General features: G+C 46.0%; 19 protein-coding genes. 11 read left to right on the top strand and 8 right to left on the bottom strand.

Going from position 1 to position 21,095, the window contains the following annotated elements:
* The first annotated feature begins 103 nt into the window (after positions 1–103).
* The 6 genes from leuS to AC1IR0_RS07595 all read left to right on the top strand — a co-directional run bounded on the left by leuS (position 104) and on the right by AC1IR0_RS07595 (position 9,356).
* Positions 104–2,725 (top strand): leucine--tRNA ligase, encoded by a 2,622-nt coding sequence (gene leuS / locus AC1IR0_RS07620; protein WP_479741260.1) that lies wholly within the window; start codon positions 104–106, stop codon positions 2,723–2,725.
* Between the two features lie 207 nt (positions 2,726–2,932).
* Positions 2,933–3,466: an LPS-assembly lipoprotein LptE gene (locus tag AC1IR0_RS07615; protein ID WP_005103222.1), complete on the top strand. Its 534-nt coding sequence runs from the start codon at positions 2,933–2,935 to the stop codon at positions 3,464–3,466.
* 9 nt (positions 3,467–3,475) lie between these two features.
* A complete protein-coding gene (holA, locus tag AC1IR0_RS07610) occupies positions 3,476–4,462 on the top strand; it encodes a DNA polymerase III subunit delta (RefSeq protein ID WP_004733070.1) in 987 nt (328 codons plus the stop codon).
* 124 nt (positions 4,463–4,586) lie between these two features.
* On the top strand, positions 4,587–5,948 hold the full coding sequence (locus tag AC1IR0_RS07605) for a MacA family efflux pump subunit (protein ID WP_044109941.1): 1,362 nt from the start codon (positions 4,587–4,589) through the stop codon (positions 5,946–5,948).
* Between the two features lie 2 nt (positions 5,949–5,950).
* Positions 5,951–7,927 (top strand): MacB family efflux pump subunit, encoded by a 1,977-nt coding sequence (locus tag AC1IR0_RS07600; protein WP_479741259.1) that lies wholly within the window; start codon positions 5,951–5,953, stop codon positions 7,925–7,927.
* A gap of 10 nt (positions 7,928–7,937) precedes the next feature.
* The gene (locus AC1IR0_RS07595; protein WP_479741258.1) at positions 7,938–9,356 is read left to right on the top strand and encodes an efflux transporter outer membrane subunit; all 1,419 of its coding nucleotides are present in this window, start codon (positions 7,938–7,940) and stop codon (positions 9,354–9,356) included.
* A 66-nt stretch (positions 9,357–9,422) separates the two neighbouring features.
* Here the strand turns inward: AC1IR0_RS07595 and AC1IR0_RS07590 are convergent, their stop codons facing one another.
* Both AC1IR0_RS07590 and AC1IR0_RS07585 read right to left on the bottom strand, forming a co-directional pair.
* Complete coding sequence (locus AC1IR0_RS07590) at positions 9,423–11,258, bottom strand: tetratricopeptide repeat protein (RefSeq protein ID WP_409651906.1); 1,836 nt, start codon at positions 11,256–11,258, stop codon at positions 9,423–9,425.
* A 98-nt stretch (positions 11,259–11,356) separates the two neighbouring features.
* Complete coding sequence (locus AC1IR0_RS07585; RefSeq protein WP_253145749.1) at positions 11,357–12,127, bottom strand: tRNA threonylcarbamoyladenosine dehydratase; 771 nt, start codon at positions 12,125–12,127, stop codon at positions 11,357–11,359.
* Positions 12,128–12,309: 182 nt separating this feature from the next.
* Here AC1IR0_RS07585 and AC1IR0_RS07580 point away from each other — a divergent pair, with 182 nt between their 5' ends.
* Positions 12,310–12,561 carry a hypothetical protein gene (locus AC1IR0_RS07580; protein WP_004733081.1) on the top strand — a complete coding sequence of 84 codons (252 nt, stop codon included), beginning with the start codon at positions 12,310–12,312 and terminating at the stop codon, positions 12,559–12,561.
* A gap of 36 nt (positions 12,562–12,597) precedes the next feature.
* Here the strand turns inward: AC1IR0_RS07580 and orn are convergent, their stop codons facing one another.
* A complete protein-coding gene (gene orn, locus AC1IR0_RS07575; RefSeq protein WP_004278381.1) occupies positions 12,598–13,155 on the bottom strand; it encodes an oligoribonuclease in 558 nt (185 codons plus the stop codon).
* 125 nt (positions 13,156–13,280) lie between these two features.
* Here orn and rsgA point away from each other — a divergent pair, with 125 nt between their 5' ends.
* The 4 genes from rsgA to secB all read left to right on the top strand — a co-directional run bounded on the left by rsgA (position 13,281) and on the right by secB (position 15,613).
* The gene (rsgA, locus tag AC1IR0_RS07570; protein WP_005103207.1) at positions 13,281–14,339 is read left to right on the top strand and encodes a ribosome small subunit-dependent GTPase A; all 1,059 of its coding nucleotides are present in this window, start codon (positions 13,281–13,283) and stop codon (positions 14,337–14,339) included.
* Between the two features lie 93 nt (positions 14,340–14,432).
* Positions 14,433–14,840 (top strand): rhodanese-like domain-containing protein, encoded by a 408-nt coding sequence (locus tag AC1IR0_RS07565; RefSeq protein WP_004278386.1) that lies wholly within the window; start codon positions 14,433–14,435, stop codon positions 14,838–14,840.
* A gap of 21 nt (positions 14,841–14,861) precedes the next feature.
* The gene (gene grxC, locus AC1IR0_RS07560) at positions 14,862–15,116 is read left to right on the top strand and encodes a glutaredoxin 3 (protein ID WP_004278388.1); all 255 of its coding nucleotides are present in this window, start codon (positions 14,862–14,864) and stop codon (positions 15,114–15,116) included.
* A 38-nt stretch (positions 15,117–15,154) separates the two neighbouring features.
* Complete coding sequence (gene secB / locus AC1IR0_RS07555) at positions 15,155–15,613, top strand: protein-export chaperone SecB (protein WP_004647439.1); 459 nt, start codon at positions 15,155–15,157, stop codon at positions 15,611–15,613.
* 175 nt (positions 15,614–15,788) lie between these two features.
* Here secB and AC1IR0_RS07550 read toward each other — a convergent pair whose 3' ends face one another.
* The 5 genes from AC1IR0_RS07550 to AC1IR0_RS07530 form a co-directional block, all read right to left on the bottom strand.
* Positions 15,789–16,595 carry an enoyl-ACP reductase FabI gene (locus tag AC1IR0_RS07550; RefSeq protein WP_004647438.1) on the bottom strand — a complete coding sequence of 269 codons (807 nt, stop codon included), beginning with the start codon at positions 16,593–16,595 and terminating at the stop codon, positions 15,789–15,791.
* Positions 16,596–16,722: 127 nt separating this feature from the next.
* Positions 16,723–17,544, bottom strand: coding sequence for a TatD family hydrolase (locus AC1IR0_RS07545; protein WP_086044112.1), 822 nt, complete (start codon positions 17,542–17,544; stop codon positions 16,723–16,725).
* The gene (locus AC1IR0_RS07540; RefSeq protein ID WP_086044113.1) at positions 17,541–18,503 is read right to left on the bottom strand and encodes an RsiV family protein; all 963 of its coding nucleotides are present in this window, start codon (positions 18,501–18,503) and stop codon (positions 17,541–17,543) included. The genes AC1IR0_RS07545 and AC1IR0_RS07540 overlap by 4 nt, the downstream gene beginning before the upstream one ends.
* 44 nt (positions 18,504–18,547) lie before the next feature.
* Positions 18,548–19,372 carry a hypothetical protein gene (locus tag AC1IR0_RS07535; protein WP_409651897.1) on the bottom strand — a complete coding sequence of 275 codons (825 nt, stop codon included), beginning with the start codon at positions 19,370–19,372 and terminating at the stop codon, positions 18,548–18,550.
* 111 nt (positions 19,373–19,483) lie between these two features.
* The gene (locus AC1IR0_RS07530) at positions 19,484–21,076 is read right to left on the bottom strand and encodes a peptide chain release factor 3 (protein WP_004647433.1); all 1,593 of its coding nucleotides are present in this window, start codon (positions 21,074–21,076) and stop codon (positions 19,484–19,486) included.
* Positions 21,077–21,095: the final 19 nt, after the last annotated feature.

Genomic DNA, 21,095 nt, shown 5'->3' with positions numbered 1-21,095 from the left:
CAGGTTTTTTCTTCGGGAAATGCCGGCGCAAAATTCACTTTTAGGTACATTTTGCGCTATGCTGTGCAACAGACTTTTTTCACCGTAATTCACTGATACGTTTATGACTACTCACATTGATTCCGAATATCAAGCCAGTGCGATTGAGCCTCAAGTCCAACAGGATTGGGAATCTCGCAAAGCCTTTAAAGTTGCCGACAAAGTAGAAGGTCCACGTCGTTATATTCTCTCGATGTTCCCTTACCCAAGTGGCAAGCTACATATGGGTCATGTGCGTAACTATACGATTGGTGACGTGATCAGCCGTTTCCATCGCTTAAAAGGTGAAACTGTCCTGCAACCGATGGGTTGGGATGCTTTCGGTCTGCCTGCTGAAAACGCAGCGATTGCACACCAGGTTGCACCGGCAAAATGGACATTTGAAAATATTGCTTACATGCGTGACCAGTTGAAAAAACTCGGTCTAGCCGTAGATTGGGATCGTGAATTTGCGACCTGTACCCCTGAATACTATCGTTGGGAACAATGGCTATTTGTTCAGCTTTATAAAAAAGGCTTGATCTACCGTAAGCTTTCAACCGTGAATTGGGATCCGGTCGATCAGACTGTTCTTGCCAACGAACAGGTTGAAAATGGTCGTGGCTGGCGTTCAGGTGCATTGGTAGAAAAGCGTGATATTCCAATGTACTACTTCCGCATCACTGATTATGCGCAAGAGTTACTTGACGATTTAGACACGCTTAAAGATGGCTGGCCACAACAAGTGTTGACCATGCAGCGTAACTGGATTGGCCGCTCACAAGGGATGGACATCACTTTCCCTTCAGCAAATCCTGACGTGTATGCAGATGGTTTAACGGTATTTACTACCCGTGCCGATACCTTGATGGGCGTAACGTATGTTGCAGTTGCAGCAGAACACCCGATGGCGCTGAAAGCGGCTGAAACAAACCCAGAATTGGCTGCATTCATTGAAGAATGCCGTATGGGTTCTGTGGCAGAAGCGGATCTTGCGACTGCCGAGAAGAAAGGCATGGCAACCGGTCTTTCTGTGAAGCATCCTGTGACTGGCGAAGAAGTTCCGGTTTGGATCGCCAACTATGTATTGATGTCTTATGGTTCAGGTGCAGTGATGGCAGTTCCATCACACGATGAACGTGACTTCGAATTTGCCAATAAATATGGCTTGACCATCAAGCAAGTGATTGATGCTAAAGGCGCAGATGATGCTGACTTTGATGCGACTCAATGGCAAGAATGGTATGGCTCGAAAGAAGGTAAACTGGTCAATTCAGCCGAATTTGACGGTCTAGATTTCCAAGGTGCATACGATGCATTCCTTGCTAAATTAGAACCAACAGGCCTAGCAAGTTCTAAAGTTCAATTCCGTCTACGTGACTGGGGGGTTTCCCGTCAGCGTTATTGGGGTTGTCCAATTCCAATGATTAACTGTCCATCATGTGGTCAAGTGCCAGTACCTGAAGAGCAGCTTCCTGTGGTTCTTCCGACTGACGTTGTTCCAGATGGTTCAGGTAACCCACTGAACAAAATGCCTGAGTTCTATGAAACGACTTGTCCAAGCTGTGGTGGCGACGCACGTCGTGAAACAGATACGCTTGATACATTCGTAGAATCGTCTTGGTACTATGCACGTTATGCATCTCCAGACTTTACGGGTGGCATGGTGAAACCTGAAGCAGGTCAAACCTGGCTTCCTGTGAACCAATACATCGGTGGTGTTGAACACGCGATTCTGCACTTACTTTATGCACGCTTCTTCCACAAATTGATGCGTGATGAAGGCGTGGTACAAGGCAATGAACCATTCACTAACTTGTTAACGCAAGGGATGGTGCTAGCAGATACCTTCTATCGTGAAGCAGACTCAGGTAAGAAAACCTGGTTTAATCCGGCAGATATCGAGCTTGAAAAAGACGAAAAAGGCCGTGTGCTTTCTGCCAAATATAAAGAAGATGGCCAAGACGTTATCGTTGGTGGTCAGGAAAAAATGTCGAAATCGAAAAATAACGGTATCGACCCGCAATCGATTATTGACCAGTACGGCGCAGATACGGCACGTGTGTTCATGATGTTCGCGGCTCCACCTGATCAATCACTTGAATGGTCTGATGCCGGTGTTGAGGGTGCAAACCGCTTCCTGAAACGTGTATGGCGTTTAGCAACAGGCTTCCTTGAAAAAGCGAATACTGCTGCCAGCATCGACAAAACTGCTCTTTCAAAGGCCGCGCAAGACCTACGTCGTAAAACTCACGAAACCATCCAGAAAGTCGGTGATGACATCGAACGTCGTCATGCATTTAACACTGCCATTGCTGCATTGATGGAACTTCTAAACGCGAACAACAAATTTGAAGCCCAAGATGACAATGACGTGGCGGTTGCACGTGAATCGATTACCACGCTGTTAACTTTACTTGCACCATTTGCACCGCATTTAAGCCAGACTTTATTGGCTGAATTTGGGATTGAATTGAATTCAACTTTATTCCCTGCGGTAGATGAATCTGCGCTGACACGTAATACACAAACGATTGTGGTTCAAGTCAACGGTAAACTTCGTGGCAAGCTTGAAGTATCTGTAGATGCCTCTAAAGATGACATCTTGGCTCAAGCCAAAGCATTGCCTGAAGTCCAACAATTCTTGACCGGTCCAACCAAGAAAGAAATTGTAGTACCGAATAAATTAGTGAATTTGGTGGTTTAAGTCCTTACATTACCTCTCCTTTCAGGAGAGGGTTAGGGAGAGGTAAATATATAAACCCTCATCCTAACCTTCTCCCAAAGGGAGAAGGAACTTTATGAAGGATTTCACAATTCCCAAACAAAGCCCGTTGCCAGCCAACGGGCTTTGACTTTACAATCCAGTTCAGGATTTCAAATATTCCCCTTCGGGAAGCATAGAGGGCAACACATGCATTTGGGCAAACATTTAGCAGCAATTGTTTTAACTTGTGGTCTGAGTGCAGGCTTAGTCGGCTGTGGCTTTCATCTGAAAGGAACCAATCCGAGCTCCGCCCCTGTTGCTTACTCTGTCATGAGCCTGTCTTTACCGCCCAATACTGAAGAACTGCAAGAGAAACTGGCAGTTTACCTCGGTGCTGCAGGCGTACAGCTGAGTAATGCACCCAATGCTTATGTGTTACGTGTCCTGGATTACACCCCTCGCCGTCTGGAACTGAACGGTAAACTGGTTGAAACCTTGTTACGTTTAAACGTGACTTTCCGGATTGAAGATGCACAAGGCAATCCGATCACTGAACCACGCACTGTCGTGGCAACACGTACGTATCAATATGATATTGAAACGGTCAACACCGATGACCAGGAACAAAAATATCTGAATCAGGTCATTATTGATGATGTGGCGCAGCAGATCGCGCGTCAGATTTCATCGAACCGCTTACCCTTAGCCAAACAAAATACCTCAGCGCAACCTGCTCAATAAGACCTCTTTATGAAACTTGATTATCTGCAAGCCCTGAAACGTGTCGATGAAGCTCGCGGTGCTTGGGTCTTGCATGGTCAAGAGCCTTTGCTGGAACAGAATTTAATTGATGCCTTTCGGGCCAGCTGGCAAAAGCAGGACATTGAACGTCAACGCTATGACATTAGTTCGGTCGCCGACTGGAAAACCGTCTTTAATGCCTTGAACAGCTTGTCGCTGTTTTCAACCCAGTTGGCGATTGAAGTACATGGCAATATCAAACCGGATGCCAGCGCAATCAAGTTACTGAAAAACTATTTGCAGCATAATGAACAAAACCTGCTGTTGGTGGTGATGCCCAAACAGGATAGTAATAGCCTGAAATCCAGTTTCTTTCAGCTGATTGATGCCAATGGTGTGAATGTTTCGCTGGTGGCCAATTATCCAAAAGACCGGCAGCAGATTCTGGGTATTGAAGCTGAAAAACTCGGCATTCGTTTAGCCAATGATGCCTGGCAATGGCTGGAACAACATCATGAGCACAACCTGCTTGCAGCAAAGAACAGCCTGATGCGGGTTAGCGATACCTTTGCTGAAGTCGATATCATTCAGGTTGATCATTTATATGCATGTTTACAAGATCAGTCACGTTATAGCACCTATGATTTGAGCGATGCCCTGCTACAAGGTAATCTTTCCCAGTCGATCAAAATTTTTCAGTATCTAGTCGTTTCAGGTGAACCGATGAGCCTGATTTTATGGAGTCTCAGCAAGGAAATGCGTCTGTTGATGCAGCTGTTTGAACAACCGCAAAATGCCTTGCAAATCGGGATCTGGAAAACCAAAGTCGGCTTATATCAACAAGCCTTGCGCCGTCTCAGCCCACAGACTTTTCTGGCCTGGCCGGGGTTATTATTAAGAATTGATGCCTCAATTAAAGGACTCGGACATGAAAATCCGGAGCATCTGGTACTACAGGCGATTTCCAGTATCTGTGGCAAGCCCCTATTTCACTAAGTCTTTGTCAAAATTCGAAAAATAAAATAATAATCATTCCTATTAGTTTAAAAAAATACACGATTTATCCTAATTTCGCTTTTATAATCGTTCACAATTCTCTGATTTTGAACCGATATTGATCATGCCAAAAATAAAACCGACGAAATTGATTATGGCCGCCGTGATTGCCATTGCGCTCATCGCTGCGGGGTGGTACTTCCTCAAACCCAAAGAACAGCCTCCGCAATATATTACGGCTGAAGTCACCCAAGGCGATATCGAAAGCTCTGTACTGGCGACTGGTATTTTGGAAGCGACCAAGATGGTCAGCGTGGGGGCGCAGGTTTCGGGTCAGGTCAGAAAAATGTATGTAGAACTGGGCGATCAGGTCAAGCAAGGTCAGCTGATTGCGCGGATTGACTCCGTTCGTCAGGAAAATGATTTAAAAACCGCTGAAGCCAGCATTAAAAATCAGATGGCACAACTTGCAGTAAGACAGGCGAATTTGGCCAAAGTTGAAGCTGAATACAACCGTCAGAAAGCCATGTATGCACAGGATGCCACTTCTCGCTCAGAGCTGGAATCGGCATTTGCGAACTATAAAACGGCGCAAGCGGATATCACCGCTATCAATGCACAGATTGAACAGTCGCGTTTGACGCTGGCGACTGCCAAAGAAGATCTTGGCTATACCCAGATTGTAGCCCCGATGGATGGCACGATTGTGGCGATTGTGACTGAAGAAGGTCAAACCGTGAATGCCAACCAGAGTGCGCCGACCATTGTTAAACTGGCCAAACTCGACACCATGACCATTAAAGCTGAAATTTCTGAAGCGGATGTCATGAAAGTTGAAGAAGGTCAGACGGTTTATTTCACTACGTTAGGCAATAACGAGAAAAAGATTTACGCCAAACTGCGTCAGGTTGAGCCTGCACCCAATTCAATTAATACCGATGGCAATACCTCAAGCTCATCGTCAAGTTCTGCGGTGTATTACAACGCATTGTTCGATGTCCCGAATGAAGATGGAAAATTGCGTATTGATATGACTGCGCAAGTTTATATCGTACTGGATGAAGCTAAAAATGTGCTGACCATTCCTGCTGCGGCCATTCAAGGTTCAAACCGTCCTCCACGTGCCAATCGTGGTGAAGCGCGTGGTGAGGGTTCTCTCGGTGAAGGCGGCTCGGCATCACGTCCTGAAGGCGATTCGGCTCAAGGTAACCGCCCTGCCGGTGAACGTCCAGCGCGTCTAAACCTGTCTGAAGCAGAACTTGCGCTGATTGAGCAAGGTAAAGCACAGCGTGGCGTGGTTCGTGTCTTGCAAGCCGATGGTACTGCGAAACCAACCCCTGTATTAATCGGCTTGAATAACCGTGCCACTGCGCAAGTGCTGAAAGGTTTAAAACGTGGTGATCAGGTGGTGATTGCCGATGGTTCTGATACCTCCAATGATGCGGCAAAACGCGGTGGCAATAGCCGTGGCCCAATGAGAATGTAAGCATGAATTCACAACAACAGCCTCTCCTCGAGGTGAAAAATCTGGTTCGTGAATTCCCTGCGGGTGAAAGCACGGTCCAGATTTTAAAAGGGGTGAATCTAGAGATTTATCCGGGTGAACTGGTGGCGATTGTCGGTCAGTCCGGTTCCGGTAAATCGACCCTGATGAACATTCTGGGTTGTCTGGACAAACCAACTACCGGTAGCTATAAGGTTAAAGGCCGTGAAACCCGGGAACTGGAAGCGGATGAACTGGCGCAATTACGCCGTGAATATTTCGGCTTTATTTTTCAGCGTTATCATCTGTTGGGCGACTTGAATGCAGCAGGCAATGTCGAAGTTCCTGCGATTTACGCCGGCGCAGATTCATCTGAACGGCATGCGCGAGCCGTCAAGATTCTGACCGATCTGGGTCTGGGTGAAAAAACCCAGAACCGTCCAAGTCAGCTCTCTGGTGGTCAGCAGCAACGTGTTTCGATTGCCCGTGCGTTAATGAATGGCGGTGACGTGATTCTGGCCGATGAACCGACAGGTGCATTGGACAAGAACAGCGGTATTGAAGTGATGCGTATTTTGCGTGAACTGAATGCCAAAGGTCATACCATCATTCTGGTCACGCATGATCATAATGTAGCGAAAAATGCGACCCGGATTATCGAGATTTCAGACGGTAATATCATTTCCGACCAGCCCAATGTTCCTGAAGTCGAAGAGCATCTGGAAAAACAGCCGCTGATCCGCAGTGAACAAAAGAAGATTTCTTCATGGCGTTCTGCAGTTGACCGTCTGGGTGAAGCCTTCCGGATGGCCTTGCTGGCCATGAATGCACATCGCATGCGGACTTTCCTGACCATGCTCGGAATCATTATCGGTATTGCTTCGGTGGTCTCGGTGGTGGCACTCGGTAATGGCTCACAAAAGCAGATTCTGGAAAATATCAGCAGTCTGGGGACCAATACCATTACCGTATTTCAGGGTCGAGGCTTTGGGGATAATTCCAGATCTTCACAGTCCAAAACCCTGATTCCGGCCGATGCCGATGCGCTAGCTGAACAACCGTATGTCGATGGCGTCAGCCCATCGGTGAATAGCAGTGTCACCGGCCGTTATAAAGAAATCGAAGCTTCAACTACGGTCAACGGCGTCAGTGAAGATTTCTTCTACGTGCGTGGCATGACTTTCCAGTCCGGTCAGCCTTTTGACCGCAGTAGCGTCATGCAACAGGCGCAAGATGTCGTCATTGACACCAATACCAAAAACACCTTCTTTAAGGATGGCACCAATCCGGTGGGTCAGGTGATTTTACTCGGGAGCGTACCGAGCCGGATTATCGGGGTGATTGACGCGCAAAAAGGCATGATGGGCAATAATGACAGCCTGAATGTCTATCTGCCGTATTCCACCGTCATGAGCCGTATGCTGGGGCAATCCAATGTGCGTAGCATCATTGTGCGGATTAAGGGTGAATACCCAAGTGCGGCGGCTGAAAATGCGATTCTGAATCTGCTGGTACAGCGACATGGCGCGCAGGATGTGTTTACCCAGAATGCCGACAGTATTCGTGAAACCATTCAGCAAACCACGGCGACCATGACTCTGCTGATTTCAGCAATTGCGGTAATTTCACTGGTGGTCGGCGGGATTGGCGTAATGAATATCATGCTGGTATCGGTAACCGAACGTACTCAGGAAATTGGTGTGCGTATGGCGGTGGGTGCCCGTCAAAGTGATATTTTGCAGCAATTCCTGATTGAAGCCGTTCTGGTCTGTATCTTGGGTGGTATTTTGGGTGTGCTGCTTTCCCTCGGGATTGGCCAATTAATTACCCATTTTGCCGGCGGTACTTTCCAGATGGCGTATTCAACCACTTCGATTGTAGCGGCCTTTGTCTGCTCAAGCCTGATCGGGATTGTGTTTGGCTTTATCCCGGCACATAACGCTGCTCGTCTGAATCCAGTCGATGCGCTCTCTCGCGAATAAGGAATCTGATATGCAAATGAATTTAACCAAGCTTGCCAGTGCCCTGTTGCTGGGAAGCTCGCTGGTCGGTTGTGCCGCAGTGGTGAAAACCCCCTATGAACAGCCTGCGATCAATATGCCGGGTAGCTTTCAAAACAATAAGGTGCTTAGTCAGCAGATTCATGCCGATATTTTGGCAGATCAATGGTGGACTTTATTTAAAGATCCGCAATTAAATAATTTGGTGAATGAAGTATTGGCGCAGAATACCGATCTGGCAGTGGCCGGCATCAGTTTACAACAGGCCCGTATTCAAGCCAGACAAGCTCAAAGTCAGCAAGGCGTTCGCGTCGGTGATGCAAGAATTTCAACGGGCCATCGTTTTAGCCTAGATGGTGGCGGCGATTCTTCGACGGGTCTTTCACTGGGTTATCCGGACTTAAGCTATGAGCTGGACCTGTTTGGTAAACTGGCCAATCAGACTGAAGCGGCACGCTGGGAAGCACTGGCCTCTGAAGAAGACTTGCAGGCAACCGCACAAAGCCTGATTGGCACCACGGCACAATTGTACTGGCAACTGGCTTATCTGAATGAACGTTATAGTGTGGTACAGCAAAATCTGGCGACCGCGCAAAAAACCTATGATCTGGTGCGGGTGCAATATCGTGCCGGCGCAGTATCCGGTCTGGATTTAACCCAGGCGGAACAGGCAATTCAAAGTCAACAGGCGACTTTAAGCCAGATTGAACAGCAACGTGTGGAAACACGTACCGGACTCGCGGTATTGCTGCACATGCCGGTTCAACAGCTCGCGATTCAAGAGCCAAGCCGTTTACCGAATATTCAATTGCCGAGTATTCAGGCTGACTTACCGGCGAGTTTGTTGTCACGTCGCCCTGACCTTCGAGCCACTGAACTGCGCTTGCGTAAGGCACTAGCCAATAAAGATGCCAACAAAGCCAGCTACTATCCATCCATTAGTTTGACCGGTAATCTGACCACCGGTATTGGCAGCAGTACGTCCCTCTCGAATGCCCTGAAAAATCCGGTTGCAACTTTAGGTGCTGGTCTGACTTTGCCTTTCCTGCAATGGAATGACATGAAACGTGATCTGCAAGTCAATGAGCTGGAATATGAAAAAGCGATTATGCAATATCGCCAGACCATGTACGAAGCCTTTGCCGATGTGGAAAATGCCTTGTCGAATCGTACTGAGCTCACTAAGCAGGTGACTTTGCAGCAACGGAATGTAGAGTTGGCAGAAAGAACTGAACGCTTGACTGAAGTGCGTTATCGTAATGGTGCAGTGGCCTTGAAAAACTTGCTGGATGCGCAGGAAACCACGCGCAATGCACGGCTGTCCTTGGTGCTAACCCGACAGAACCAGTACAATGCCTATGTCACCTTGATGCAGGCATTGGGTGGTAGCCCGATTAAACAATTGCCTTAACAAAGCTTGATCCATAAAAAACCGCTGTCAGACAGCGGTTTTTTAGTTCATATGATTTGAGTCAGTTTATTTCATTTGCAAATATGCATTCACATTTTTCAATAATTCAGTTGATCGCTCATGCCCGAGCAAACTGCCCTTTTCCAGCCAGTCCCGTGCAATCCCAATATCACGCTCCACGCCAATGCCTTTGGTATATAAACGCCCAAGATGACTATAGGCATCTGCATTCACCTGCGCTGCCGCCTGCTGATAATACTGTACGGCTTGCTCAATATTACTCTCAACACCTTGACCTTGCTCATAGGCTTCACCCAGAGCATTTAGCGCCACACCATTCTGCTGAGCGGCTGCTTTTTGCAGATAGCTCAAGCCTAAGGCAATATCCTGCGCAATCTGTTGCCCTTCAAGATACTTCAAGCCCAATTCTGCCTGTGCCTGTGCATGTCCCAGTTGTGCAGCCTGATGCAGATAACGATTGGCCAGCTCTGCATTATTGATAAACACAGGATAAATGCCTGACAGAGCTTGGTACAGGAACCATGCCGCCTCTTTCGAACCTTTCGCAACCGCCTGATTCAGATACTGGATAGCTTTGTCACGTGTCGGTAAAGGATATTCAGCTAGACTATAAAACCGGCCGACGCTATAAATTAAATCCGCTTCAGATTGAGCTTCAATCAGCCAATACTGCTGTGCCGCGTTCTGGATCATTTGTGTGGCTTTACCCGTATCTTTAACTGTGCCTATACCGTTTAAATAACACAGTGCCAGCCCCATCCGTGCAGACACATCGTCAGGACTAAGCTGATAGGCAGCCTGATATAACTCAAATGCTTTTTGCGGTTCGTTGGCCACCAGGTGCTGCTCAAAATACAGCGCAGCAATCATGCATAATGCAGGCGCATGCTGACTATTGGCCGCTTCCGACCAGTAACGAAATGCCATGGTTTCATTTTTATCAACATACCAGCCATGAAAATAAGCCAGCCCGATTAAAGTCTTGGCTTGTGCATCGGCATGCTCTTTGGACTGCTGCAATAAATGCTGGAACACGCGTTGACGCTGGTCGGTATCGATACGGCCTTGTAACACACCGGCATAATAATCATAGAGACCTTTCTGGTCACCGAGACTGATACAGCGTTTAATAAATTGCAGCGATTGCATCAGGTCTTGGGGGAGAATCTGTCCATGCCCATAATCATCGGCGATCTGCTGATTAGCGGCCAAATGATCTTGTTGTGCCGCCAGAAACAGATAATGAATTCCTTGCACTAAATCTTGGGTTGTTGAATCTGCCAAATAATACTGAGCCAACTGATACTGCGAATTGGCATGACCCTGCCCGGCATTTTGAATTAATAATGCCAGACGCTGTTTTTCTGCAGTCATCTCGTTTTGAGGCTGGCCTTCGGTAGAAGAAAGTTCAGTAATACGATATTGGGCATCCAGATTGCCACGTGCTACCGCATGTCGGTACCAATACAAAGCTTTTTCCGGGTCAGCCTGTTGATATGCCTCCCCTTCATGAATCCGCCCCAAATGATAAGCCGCTTCATCACTGCCCAAGCGAAAGGCTTTGTCTAGGTAGCTAATGGCTTTTTCAGTATTTTGCTCATGTCCCAGACCTTGCAGATGCATCAGACCCATGCCTACATAGGCTTGTGGAATTTCCTGTTGCTCAGCCAGTCCCTGATAAATCTGATAGGCACGTTCATAATTCGGATGTTCCGGATCTGAACTCAAACGTGCTGCATGTTTCAGTTGAGCATCAATCTGCTCAATCCATAAATCATGTTGTACAGCCTTCGCCTGATCACGTTTCACCGGATCCGGACGTTTCCACATCCAGATCGCCAACGCCCCTATCCCCAAAATCAGTACCAGCAAGAACCACATAGCTGCTCCAAAACATTATTTTTGTTCTGCGAATGAATCCTTTCATTCTAAACGCCAGTTTAAAAAAAGCACATAGATTGTGCTTTTTATTTTTTAAATCAGGCTTTTGCTCTTTTACTATCGAGCTTTTTCAAACCTTCTGCCACGGCAACCATGGCAAAGCTTGAAGTTACCACCACGGCAGAACCATAACCACCGCAGCGCAAGCCGGCACTAGCACACACATCGGCACTGGAGAATGGATTATCGATGGAATAGACACAAGTAATGCCGAATTTTTCTTTGGGCTTTTTGCAGATGCCTTTGCTGCGTAACTGGGCACGTAATTTGGCCAGCATCGGATCCTGTTCGGTTTTAGATAAATCGGCGACCCGAATTTTCAGCGGGTCCAGTTTACCCCCTGCCCCGCCCGATACAATTAAAGGAATCTTGTTAAAGCGACAATGTAGCATCAGAGCAAATTTGGCTTTGACATCGTCAATACAGTCGAGGATTAAATCTGGATCACCTGCTAAAGTTTCTTTGATATTTTCAGGCGTCAGGTAATCATCAATCAGATTAATTTTAATGCGTGGATTAATTGCGCGGCAACGCTCGGCCATGACTTCAATTTTTTCATGACCCAAGGTGGTACTCATGGCAGGTAACTGACGGTTAATATTAGACGCGGCCACCACATCCATATCCACCAAGGTCAGCTCGCCCACACCACTACGTGCCAGAGCTTCTACTGCCCATGAACCGACACCGCCGATACCGATCACCATCACATGACTTTTTTCATAATGGTTAAAGCTGTCTTCTCCATAAATTTTGGCAACACCAGCAAAACGGCGGTCATATTCATCATCTTGAAGCAGGTCGGTCATAGGTCATCTATAGCAATAAAAATACCGGATCATTTTAACAAAATCCGCTTTTCTTTACCGCCACTAAATTTTTGATCGATTTAAATGACATTCAGACCGGATGAGAGCGACAATCCACTCGAGATTGATTAAAATATCAACAAATTAACTCTATGTCATTTGGCTAAAAGGAGTGAAATGTCATGCTATTTAACACCCTTTTGGGTTTGAACATACTTTGTATCGGGCTTTATTTTTATGTTCTGATCAGCCAAAAAAACAAAAATTATTATCTCAGTATTCTCATTCGTTTAATGACTTTAGGATTATTTGGTTTGGTTATTTTCGATCGTTATGAAACACAGAATCATCTGATCATGTTATTGCTCTTGTGGGTAGGCTTTGAAAGCATGGAGCAGTTTTACGCTAGAAAAAAATCCAGTTCAGTAAAATAAAAAAGAGGCTTGCGCCTCTTTTCAATTCATCGGAATTTAGTCTTTATTCATGATAAAGAAATATTGACGATAATATTTCAATTCCGCAATCGAATCACGAATGTCATCCATCGCCAGATGCGAGGCATTTTTCTTGAGACCGCTCATGATTTCCGGGCGCCAGCGTTTGGCCAGTTCTTTCACTGAAGATACATCCAGATTACGGTAATGGAAATACTGCTCCAGTTCAGGCATCAGGCGGTGCAAGAAACGGCGATCCTGACAGATCGAGTTACCACACATCGGTGAAGATTTTGGATTGACCCATTTTTTCAGGAATTCAATAGTTTGCTGTTCGGCATCCTGAGCGGTCAGTTTACTGCGACGTACACGTTCAATCAGACCAGACTGGCCATGCTGGCGAGTGTTCCACTCATCCATGGCATTTAACAGACGTGCAGGCTGATGTACCGCAAGCACAGGACCTTCTGCCAAAATATTCAAATTGTCATCGGTTACAATTGTTGCAATTTCAATAATTTGATCATTGTCTGTGTCTAGACCTGTCATTTCAAGGTCAATCCAAATCAGGCGGGTATCAGCGGTGCTGCTCATAAATGTGCAATCTTATTGGGTTTAAAAACAACTATAGTAGCAAATTAATTACATCTTGGGTGTCATTCGGGGGCTGCTTCATGCTATTTTTGCCATCTGATTTACCCGGTTTTTTTAGGATATGAATGGCCTTAATACGTAAGCGTCGTCTGACAGAGCAACAACAGCGCCGCATTCAGAAACAACAGAAAACACGTCAAGAAGATCTCGATACCTCCAGTGATCTTGAAGGTTTAGTGGTGCAACATTATGGCCGCCAACTTGAAGTGCAAGCTTTGTCTCGCCCTGACATTCACCCTGAAAAACCTGTGGTCGCCGATGGTGAGCCTGAACCTTTCTGGAAAGAGATTGAACTGGACAGCGTCTGGCGCTGTCATACTCGAACCAATCTGGATTTATTGGTCACGGGTGACCGGGTCAAATGGCAAGCCGATCCGAATACCGGTTTAGGAATTATCACCGCGATTCATCCCCGAAAATCCTTATTGACACGCCCCGACCGCTATCACAAGGTTAAACCGGTAGCGGCCAACATTTCACTGATTGTGATCGTGTTTGCACCATTGCCTGAGCCAGCGCCGGGCCTGATCGACCGTTATCTGGTGGCCTGTGCCGATGCCGATATTCCTGCATTGCTGGTGATGAATAAAGCCGATTTGTTAAAAGAAAACGATCCGATTCTGACTCTGCTGCAAGAATATCAAGATCTCGGTTATGAAGTGATGCAGACCCAATCCGATGGCGACCTGACTGCACTGTCTAATCGTCTGGAAAATGAAACGGTGGCTTTCGTCGGTCAATCTGGTGTGGGTAAAAGCACGCTGATTAATGCGATCGTGCCGGATGCCGCACAGAAAACCAATATTATTTCGGAAAACTCGGCACTTGGTCAGCACACTACGACATCAACGCGCTTGATCGGTTTTGGTGAAGGTGCCGCCCTGATTGACTCTCCAGGAATTCGTGAATTTGGCCTGTGGCATCTGACTTTAGATAAGGTACAAAGCGGCTTTCCTGAAATTGAAAACCTGCTCGGCCATTGTCAGTTCCGTAACTGTACCCATAAGCATGAAAAACAATGTGCTTTGCGTCAGGCTGCTGCCGCAGGTGAAATTTTACCGCGCCGACTGGACAGCTATTTACGTTTAATCGACGAAATCACTGAAGCACAGCAAAAAAATTAATTTTCTTAACCCTTGGCCCTTGAAGCGGTGATTTTGATCACCATATTTATGAGCTATACTCTTGGCAATTTTAAAATTGTAATTAGGTGAATTGTGGAACGTTGGTTCGAGTTTATGGGGAATCACCCCTTCTTATTTGGAACACTCGCGGTATTAGTGGTTTTGTTCTTCATTATCGAAGGTCAACGTAACGGTCGCAAAATTTCTCCGCAATCGCTGGGAATTTTAGTCAAAGCAAAAAATGCCATGCTGATTGATTTACGTGATGCCAAAGACTTCCGTGAAGGTCATATCAGCGGCAGCCGTAATATTCCATATAGCCAGATTACAAAACATGTTGAAGAGCTGAAAGCATCTGATCGCCCTTTGGTGTTCATTTGTAACCTTGGACAGGTGGCTGGTACTGCATTACAGCAGGTTGGTCATGCCGATGCCTACCGTCTTGATGGCGGCGTCAGCAACTGGAAAGCTCAAGGTTTACCTTTGGTGAAAAGCAAATAATCCACGAACAGGAGATTGATCATGGCTGAAGTTACTATTTACTCGACGACAGTGTGTCCTTATTGCGTGCGTGCAAAACAGCTACTGGAACGTAAGGGTGTGGCATATAAAGAGATTAACTTGTCTCAAGAAGCGCCTGAAGTACGTCTTGAATTGATGCAGCGTACCAATCACCGTACCGTGCCACAAATTTTTATTAATGATCAGTTCATCGGTGGTTTTGACCAACTTTATGCTTTAGAGCGTGAAGGCAAACTTGATGAATTGCTGGCTTAACCTTACTAAAATTATCACTTCATATTAAGGATCAAAAAATGAGTGAAGAACAACAAGCTCAACCACAATTGGCATTAGAGCGTATTTACACCAAAGATATTTCTTTTGAAGTTCCTGGGGCGCAAGTTTTTACCAAGCAATGGCAACCTGAGTTAAACATCAATCTTTCTTCTTCTGCAGAAAAAATTGATGAAACTCATTTTGAAGTAGCTTTGAAAGTCGTAGTTCAAGCAACCAACGAAGGTGATACCGCGTTTATCGTTGATGTGACTCAAGCTGGTATTTTCTTGGTGGATGGCGTTGAAGAAGAGCGTCTTCCATATATCCTGGGTGCATACTGTCCGAACATCCTGTTCCCGTTCCTACGTGAAGCAGTGAATGATATGGTGACTAAAGGCAGCTTCCCACAGTTGCTACTTACACCAATCAACTTCGATGCTGAATTTGAAGCCAATATGCAACGTGCGCAAGCCGCTGCTGTGGATGGTCAAGCTTAATCGCTATCCCTCAAATCTAAAAAAGACCGCTTATGCGGTCTTTTTTATTGCCTTGAGTGGCCTCCCCCTTTATCAAAGGGGGAATGAGGGGGATTTTAATCATTTCCTCACTCAGAGGAAGAAGTCATTCCCCTCTCTCTAACTCTTTCCCTGAGGGAGAGAGGACTTATAGGATTTATTCCGCATCCGCCATCAAATCAGCGCTCATACCAACAGTATTAAAACCAGCATCAACATACAGGATTTCACCAGTAATCCCGTTAGCCCATGGCGAGCACAGGAACAATGCAGCATTACCGACATCTTCAATCGTCACATTACGTTTTAATGGAGCAACTTTCTCATTCAGGTCAAGCATTTTACGGAATGATTTAATACCTGAAGCTGCCAAGGTACGGATTGGACCCGCAGAGATCGCGTTCACACGAATACCTTCCTGACCCAAGCTAGACGCCAAATAACGTACGCCTGCTTCTAAAGAGGCTTTGGCCATACCCATCACGTTATAGTTTGGCATTACACGCTCAGAACCTTGATAGGTCAATGTCAGCAAACAGCCTTGACGGACTTGCAGCAAAGGTTTTGCCGCACGTGCCATTGCAATAAAGCTATAAGCACTGATGTCATGTGCAATATTAAAGCCTTCACGATCCGTGATCTCGGTGAAGTCACCATCTAGCGTATGTGCCGGTGCAAAACCGATAGAGTGCACTACGCCGTCCAGACCATCCCAGTGTTTAGCCAGTTCGGCAAATGCATGGTCAATTTCAGCATCGACTGCCACATCACAAGGAAAAACCAGTTTCGAACCAAACTGTTCAGCAAAGTCATCTACCCGCTTTTTCAGCTTTTCATTTGGATAAGTAAAAGCCAATTCAGCACCTTCACGATGCAATGCCTGAGCAATACCAAAAGCAATCGATAATTTACTCGCAATGCCCGCGATCAAGAAGCGCTTACCCGCCAAAAGTCCTTGTGCCATGTGAATCTCACCTAAAAAAATGTATATGGCATGATGCCAAGTCTGGAGCATTTTAGAAATTGCATAATGCACCTTTTTTTCTATTTATGATGAACCGGGAATTTAAGACCGAGTTAAGAGCGTTAAATTAAATGGCCAGATGCAGGGCCTGATGAGTATTTTGCCAGAGCTGTTCAGCCAGTTCCTCTTTGTGCATATGTAGACTCTTTGCCAGTCCTTGCAGCACATAAGGTAAATTTGCAGGTGTATTTCGGGTACGTTGCTCGGTCGAGCTTTGACAACAGAGTGGCGTCATATCCGGACAGTCAGTTTCCAATACCAGATGTTCTGGTCCGACATACTGCACCACTTGATGAAGTTTTTTGGCATTTAGATTGGTGATTTGCCCGGTGATGCCCAGTTTGAATCCTAATTTGATAAAGGCCTTGGCTTCCTCAATCCCACCACCAAAGGCATGCGCAATGCCGCCCTGTTTAAACTGCTGTTGTTTTAAAATCTGCAAAACCTCCGCATGTGACTTACGGATATGCAGCAAAACCGGCTTATCGAATTGCTGCGCCAGTTCCAGCTGTGCAGCAAAAAAATCTTTTTGCTTCTGGAAAATTTCAGCCTGTTTGTGCTGTTTTAAAAAGGTATCCAGACCGATTTCGCCAATGGCAATACAATGCTCATTTTTAAGCAGCTGTTCCAGCTCCTGTAAATGATCAGTCTGATGCTGTTCAATATAAAATGGATGCAAGCCCGGGGCTAAATGACTTTGCGGTGCATTTCCCAGGTCATTGATAAAGTCGTGAGTTCCTAACAGATCAGCAAAACGGTTTTGCAAAAAACCAATTAAAACCAGATGCTCGACACCTGCCGCTTTTGCCGCATACGCCAACTGTTCCCGATCAGGATCAAAATCGGGAACATCAAAATGGGTATGCGTATCAAACAGTTTTAAGGTCATTTAGTTTTTTCAGCAGGCGCTGGCTGTGCCTCAGAGGCAGCTTTTTCAGTTTGAGGCAAATATTCAGGTTTCAGCACACCTTGTAGCTGTTCATAAGGAATCATTAAACGTGGCAAGCCAACTACATATGGCCCAATTTCATATTCGGCATATTGCAAGACCAGACCTTGCTGGGCCAGATAAAAATTATCAGTAAGCTTGAACTTCCAGGCTTGTTCATATTCCGCCACATCTTTGGCCAGATTGGATTCTACCACCCAGTTTTTAAACGCATCATAAGCACGCGCTTCCAGTTGGGCTTTCTGTTTGGCCGCAATAATGTCATCCAGCTTGACCAGTTTTTTCTGCTCCAGATCAAAATTATAATAAGTCTGTGCAGATGCGCCGTGTGCTCCTCCCAGATAATAACTGCTGTTCAGAACCACGGTCGCCAAAGGATCTCCTGAATTCAAAATCTTGGGCTTAATCATCAGGCTAATACTATGACTGGCACTCAGGGCCTTGAGCTCTTTATCCAGATTCAAGAAAGTTTGCATATAAGGTTGAGTTTGCTGCTCAAGCTGCTGTTTTGGTGTCACCACTGTTGCTAAAGCAGCTTTGGGTTCAGAGGCGGCAACGTCTGCTTCGCTGGCAGCGCTCACTTTTGCCGGTTCAATCGCATCAAGAGACAGGATATTTTTCAACTGTTGCAGAATCTGCTGGTCGATCCATTCATCAATAAAGCTCTGATTACTGTTCAGACGTTCGATCGAAATTTCCGGACAGCTTTTGTCTTCACATTCTGGAATCGCCAGCTTGAGCTTTTCGGTATCGCCGCTGAGTTTAAGTGCTTCAGCTTCGGCTTGTAGCACCTCGGAAGCACTTGATTCTTCCGGCTCATTACTCTTCGGCTGACAGGCACTCAGCAAGATCGCTGATGCCAGGATGGATAGACAAAAGATATTCTTGTATTTTGGCATTCATTCACCTTTTTGGAACCTGTACGCTTGCAGGATCATGAGCTTTAAAACATATGCTGATAGATATCAGCTTTCAAGACCTGTTGTGTTTGTTGTTTTGTTAAATAAATATCCAGTTGTTTGGCATCTTTGCTAATTTCATGGCTGCGAAAATGCAGCCCAATGCCTTCCTGATCAAAGAACCAGTCAGCCTGTCCCCAATACAGTTTTTTCGGCGCTTTCTGCTGAACTTGCTGATCGTTTTCTTTGAGCCATGTATCATAGGCTTGCTGAATAATCTGATCCATTACTAACTGTTGCTTAGGATCGACAATATCCAGTGGGGTTAGCATTTTCTGCTGGCGACGATCAGCCACAAAAAAATAATAGCGCTCATGCACGCTGACATTTTCCTGTTTGGTATCGACCCCAATCTGCATCAATACATATTGATTGCGTTGGTAAGGAATACGGGTATATAGCGATAACTCATAAGCCTTGTTCAGATTGAGCTGCGCCTGCCACGCATCCGATTTTTTTACATAGGCATTGATCGCCTGCTGTAAATTCATGTCCTGTTTCAAGCCGATTTGATCCTGAATCACTTTGGCCTGCTGCTTTTCAATCCATTGGTTCATCCATGGATCAACCGTATGCAAGGTCTGAATATCCAGATTGATACAGTTTTTATTTTCACAAAATGGCAAGGCAATTTTAGCCGGCTGCTCTTGAATATTCAGATAAGGCAAAACATCTGCGGTCTGCTGAGCTGCGGTGATTTGCTCATTTTCCGGAGTATTAACAGGCTCTTTTTCGCTTTGATCACAGCCACTCAGGATAAGACTTAAACCAATCACAGAACCGAGGACGACTTCCTTGCTGAGCTTCATTCTCTTTGCTATATCTATCGAGTTATTAATTGCTTAAATGTAGCATAAAATAAAACAGCTTCCGGAGAAGCTGTTTGATATTTTTAAACTTTAGCTGCGAAGCCTGAAATTTTAGTGTTCACGCGTATTGTGGAACACGATGTCCGGATAACGTTCTTGCATGAGCTGTAAATTCACCCGGCTTGGTGCAAGATAAGTCAAATGACCTCCACCATCGACAGACAACTGGTCATGGGCTTTTTTCTTGAATTCGTTGAATTTCTTCTCGTCATCACAAGATACCCAACGCACTGTGTTGATACTGACCGGTTCGTAAACACAATCAACCTTGTATTCTTCTTTCAGACGGTAAGCCACCACTTCAAACTGTAGCACACCCACCGCACCCACGATCAGGTCGTTGTTATTCTGCGGCATGAATACCTGGGTCGCGCCTTCTTCTGAAAGTTCTTTCAGACCTTTTTGCAACTGCTTGGATTTTAATGGATCCTTCAAGCGGACACGACGGAACATTTCCGGCGCAAAGTGCGGAATACCGGTAAACTGAAGTTTCTCACCCGAGGTAAATGTATCGCCAATCTGGATGGTGCCATGGTTATGCAGACCAATAATATCACCCGGCCAAGCTTCTTCCAGATGCTGACGATCACCGGCCAGGAAAGTTAAGGCATCGCTGATGCGCACATCTTTATCCAAACGTACATGCTTCATCTTCAAGCCTTTTTCATACTTGCCTGAACAGATCCGCATGAAGGCAATACGGTCACGGTGTTTCGGATCCATATTGGCCTGAATCTTGAAGACAAAACCGGTAAAGCCTTCTTCATCCGCTTCTACAACACGATCTTGGGTCGGATGGGCTTTAGGAGATGGTGCATATTGACTGAAGGCATCCAGAACATGGTCGACACCAAAGTTACCCAAGGCTGTACCGAACAACACAGGCGTTTGACGACCGGCCAGGAATTCTTCACGATCTAAAGGCTCATTGGCCATTTGTACCAGTTCCAGCGATTCTTCAAATGCTGCCCAAGCCAGTTCACCCACTTTCTCACGAAGATCAGGATAGTCATAACCATCACGCACTTCGATCTCAGTAATCACTGAACCGAAACCGGCTTTATACACGTAGAATTTTTCTTCGATTAAATTGAATACACCGGCAAAATCACGGCCAGTACCGAGCGGCCAGGTGATCGGAACACATTTAATTTTCAGAACGTTTTCGATTTCATCCAGAAGCTCAAGCGGTTCACGGATTTCACGGTCCATTTTGTTGACGAATGAGATGATCGGGGTATCGCGCATACGACACACTTCCATCAATTTAATGGTTCGGTCTTCGACACCTTTTGCACCATCAATCACCATCAGCGCCGAGTCTACCGCGGTTAGGGTACGGTAGGTATCTTCCGAGAAGTCTTCATGTCCCGGGGTGTCCAGAAGATTGATCATCTTGTCTTTAAAAGGAAATTGCATCACCGAGGTGGTAATCGAGATACCACGCTCTTTTTCCATTTCCATCCAGTCCGATGTTGCGGCCCGGTCAGATTTACGGCTTTTTACCATCCCGGCCACCTGAATAGCCTGACCCCATAACAGCAATTTTTCTGTCATGGTGGTTTTACCGGCATCGGGGTGGGAAATAATAGCGAACGTACGTCGCTGGGCGACTTGTGCCGCCAGTTCTTGCTTAAAGCTCATGAAATACACCTACTGCTCA

The sequence above is a fragment of the Acinetobacter sp. 129952 genome (genome assembly GCF_056642055.1).
The sequence above is the reverse complement of the archived record's forward strand: the minus strand, read 5'-3'. Positions and strand labels throughout refer to the sequence as shown.

Coding starts and splice junctions, on each gene's coding strand:
- AC1IR0_RS07550 (WP_004647438.1), bottom strand. CDS start 16,595: ATGGCACAAGGACTTTTGGCGGGTAAGCGCTTCTTGATCGCGGGCATT.
- AC1IR0_RS07595 (WP_479741258.1), top strand. CDS start 7,938: ATGCAAATGAATTTAACCAAGCTTGCCAGTGCCCTGTTGCTGGGAAGC.
- secB (WP_004647439.1), top strand. CDS start 15,155: ATGAGTGAAGAACAACAAGCTCAACCACAATTGGCATTAGAGCGTATT.
- AC1IR0_RS07580 (WP_004733081.1), top strand. CDS start 12,310: ATGCTATTTAACACCCTTTTGGGTTTGAACATACTTTGTATCGGGCTT.
- AC1IR0_RS07540 (WP_086044113.1), bottom strand. CDS start 18,503: ATGCCAAAATACAAGAATATCTTTTGTCTATCCATCCTGGCATCAGCG.
- AC1IR0_RS07590 (WP_409651906.1), bottom strand. CDS start 11,258: ATGTGGTTCTTGCTGGTACTGATTTTGGGGATAGGGGCGTTGGCGATC.
- AC1IR0_RS07615 (WP_005103222.1), top strand. CDS start 2,933: ATGCATTTGGGCAAACATTTAGCAGCAATTGTTTTAACTTGTGGTCTG.
- AC1IR0_RS07545 (WP_086044112.1), bottom strand. CDS start 17,544: ATGACCTTAAAACTGTTTGATACGCATACCCATTTTGATGTTCCCGAT.
- AC1IR0_RS07535 (WP_409651897.1), bottom strand. CDS start 19,372: ATGAAGCTCAGCAAGGAAGTCGTCCTCGGTTCTGTGATTGGTTTAAGT.
- grxC (WP_004278388.1), top strand. CDS start 14,862: ATGGCTGAAGTTACTATTTACTCGACGACAGTGTGTCCTTATTGCGTG.
- holA (WP_004733070.1), top strand. CDS start 3,476: ATGAAACTTGATTATCTGCAAGCCCTGAAACGTGTCGATGAAGCTCGC.
- AC1IR0_RS07605 (WP_044109941.1), top strand. CDS start 4,587: ATGCCAAAAATAAAACCGACGAAATTGATTATGGCCGCCGTGATTGCC.
- AC1IR0_RS07585 (WP_253145749.1), bottom strand. CDS start 12,127: ATGACCGACCTGCTTCAAGATGATGAATATGACCGCCGTTTTGCTGGT.
- orn (WP_004278381.1), bottom strand. CDS start 13,155: ATGAGCAGCACCGCTGATACCCGCCTGATTTGGATTGACCTTGAAATG.
- rsgA (WP_005103207.1), top strand. CDS start 13,281: ATGGCCTTAATACGTAAGCGTCGTCTGACAGAGCAACAACAGCGCCGC.
- AC1IR0_RS07600 (WP_479741259.1), top strand. CDS start 5,951: ATGAATTCACAACAACAGCCTCTCCTCGAGGTGAAAAATCTGGTTCGT.
- leuS (WP_479741260.1), top strand. CDS start 104: ATGACTACTCACATTGATTCCGAATATCAAGCCAGTGCGATTGAGCCT.
- AC1IR0_RS07530 (WP_004647433.1), bottom strand. CDS start 21,076: ATGAGCTTTAAGCAAGAACTGGCGGCACAAGTCGCCCAGCGACGTACG.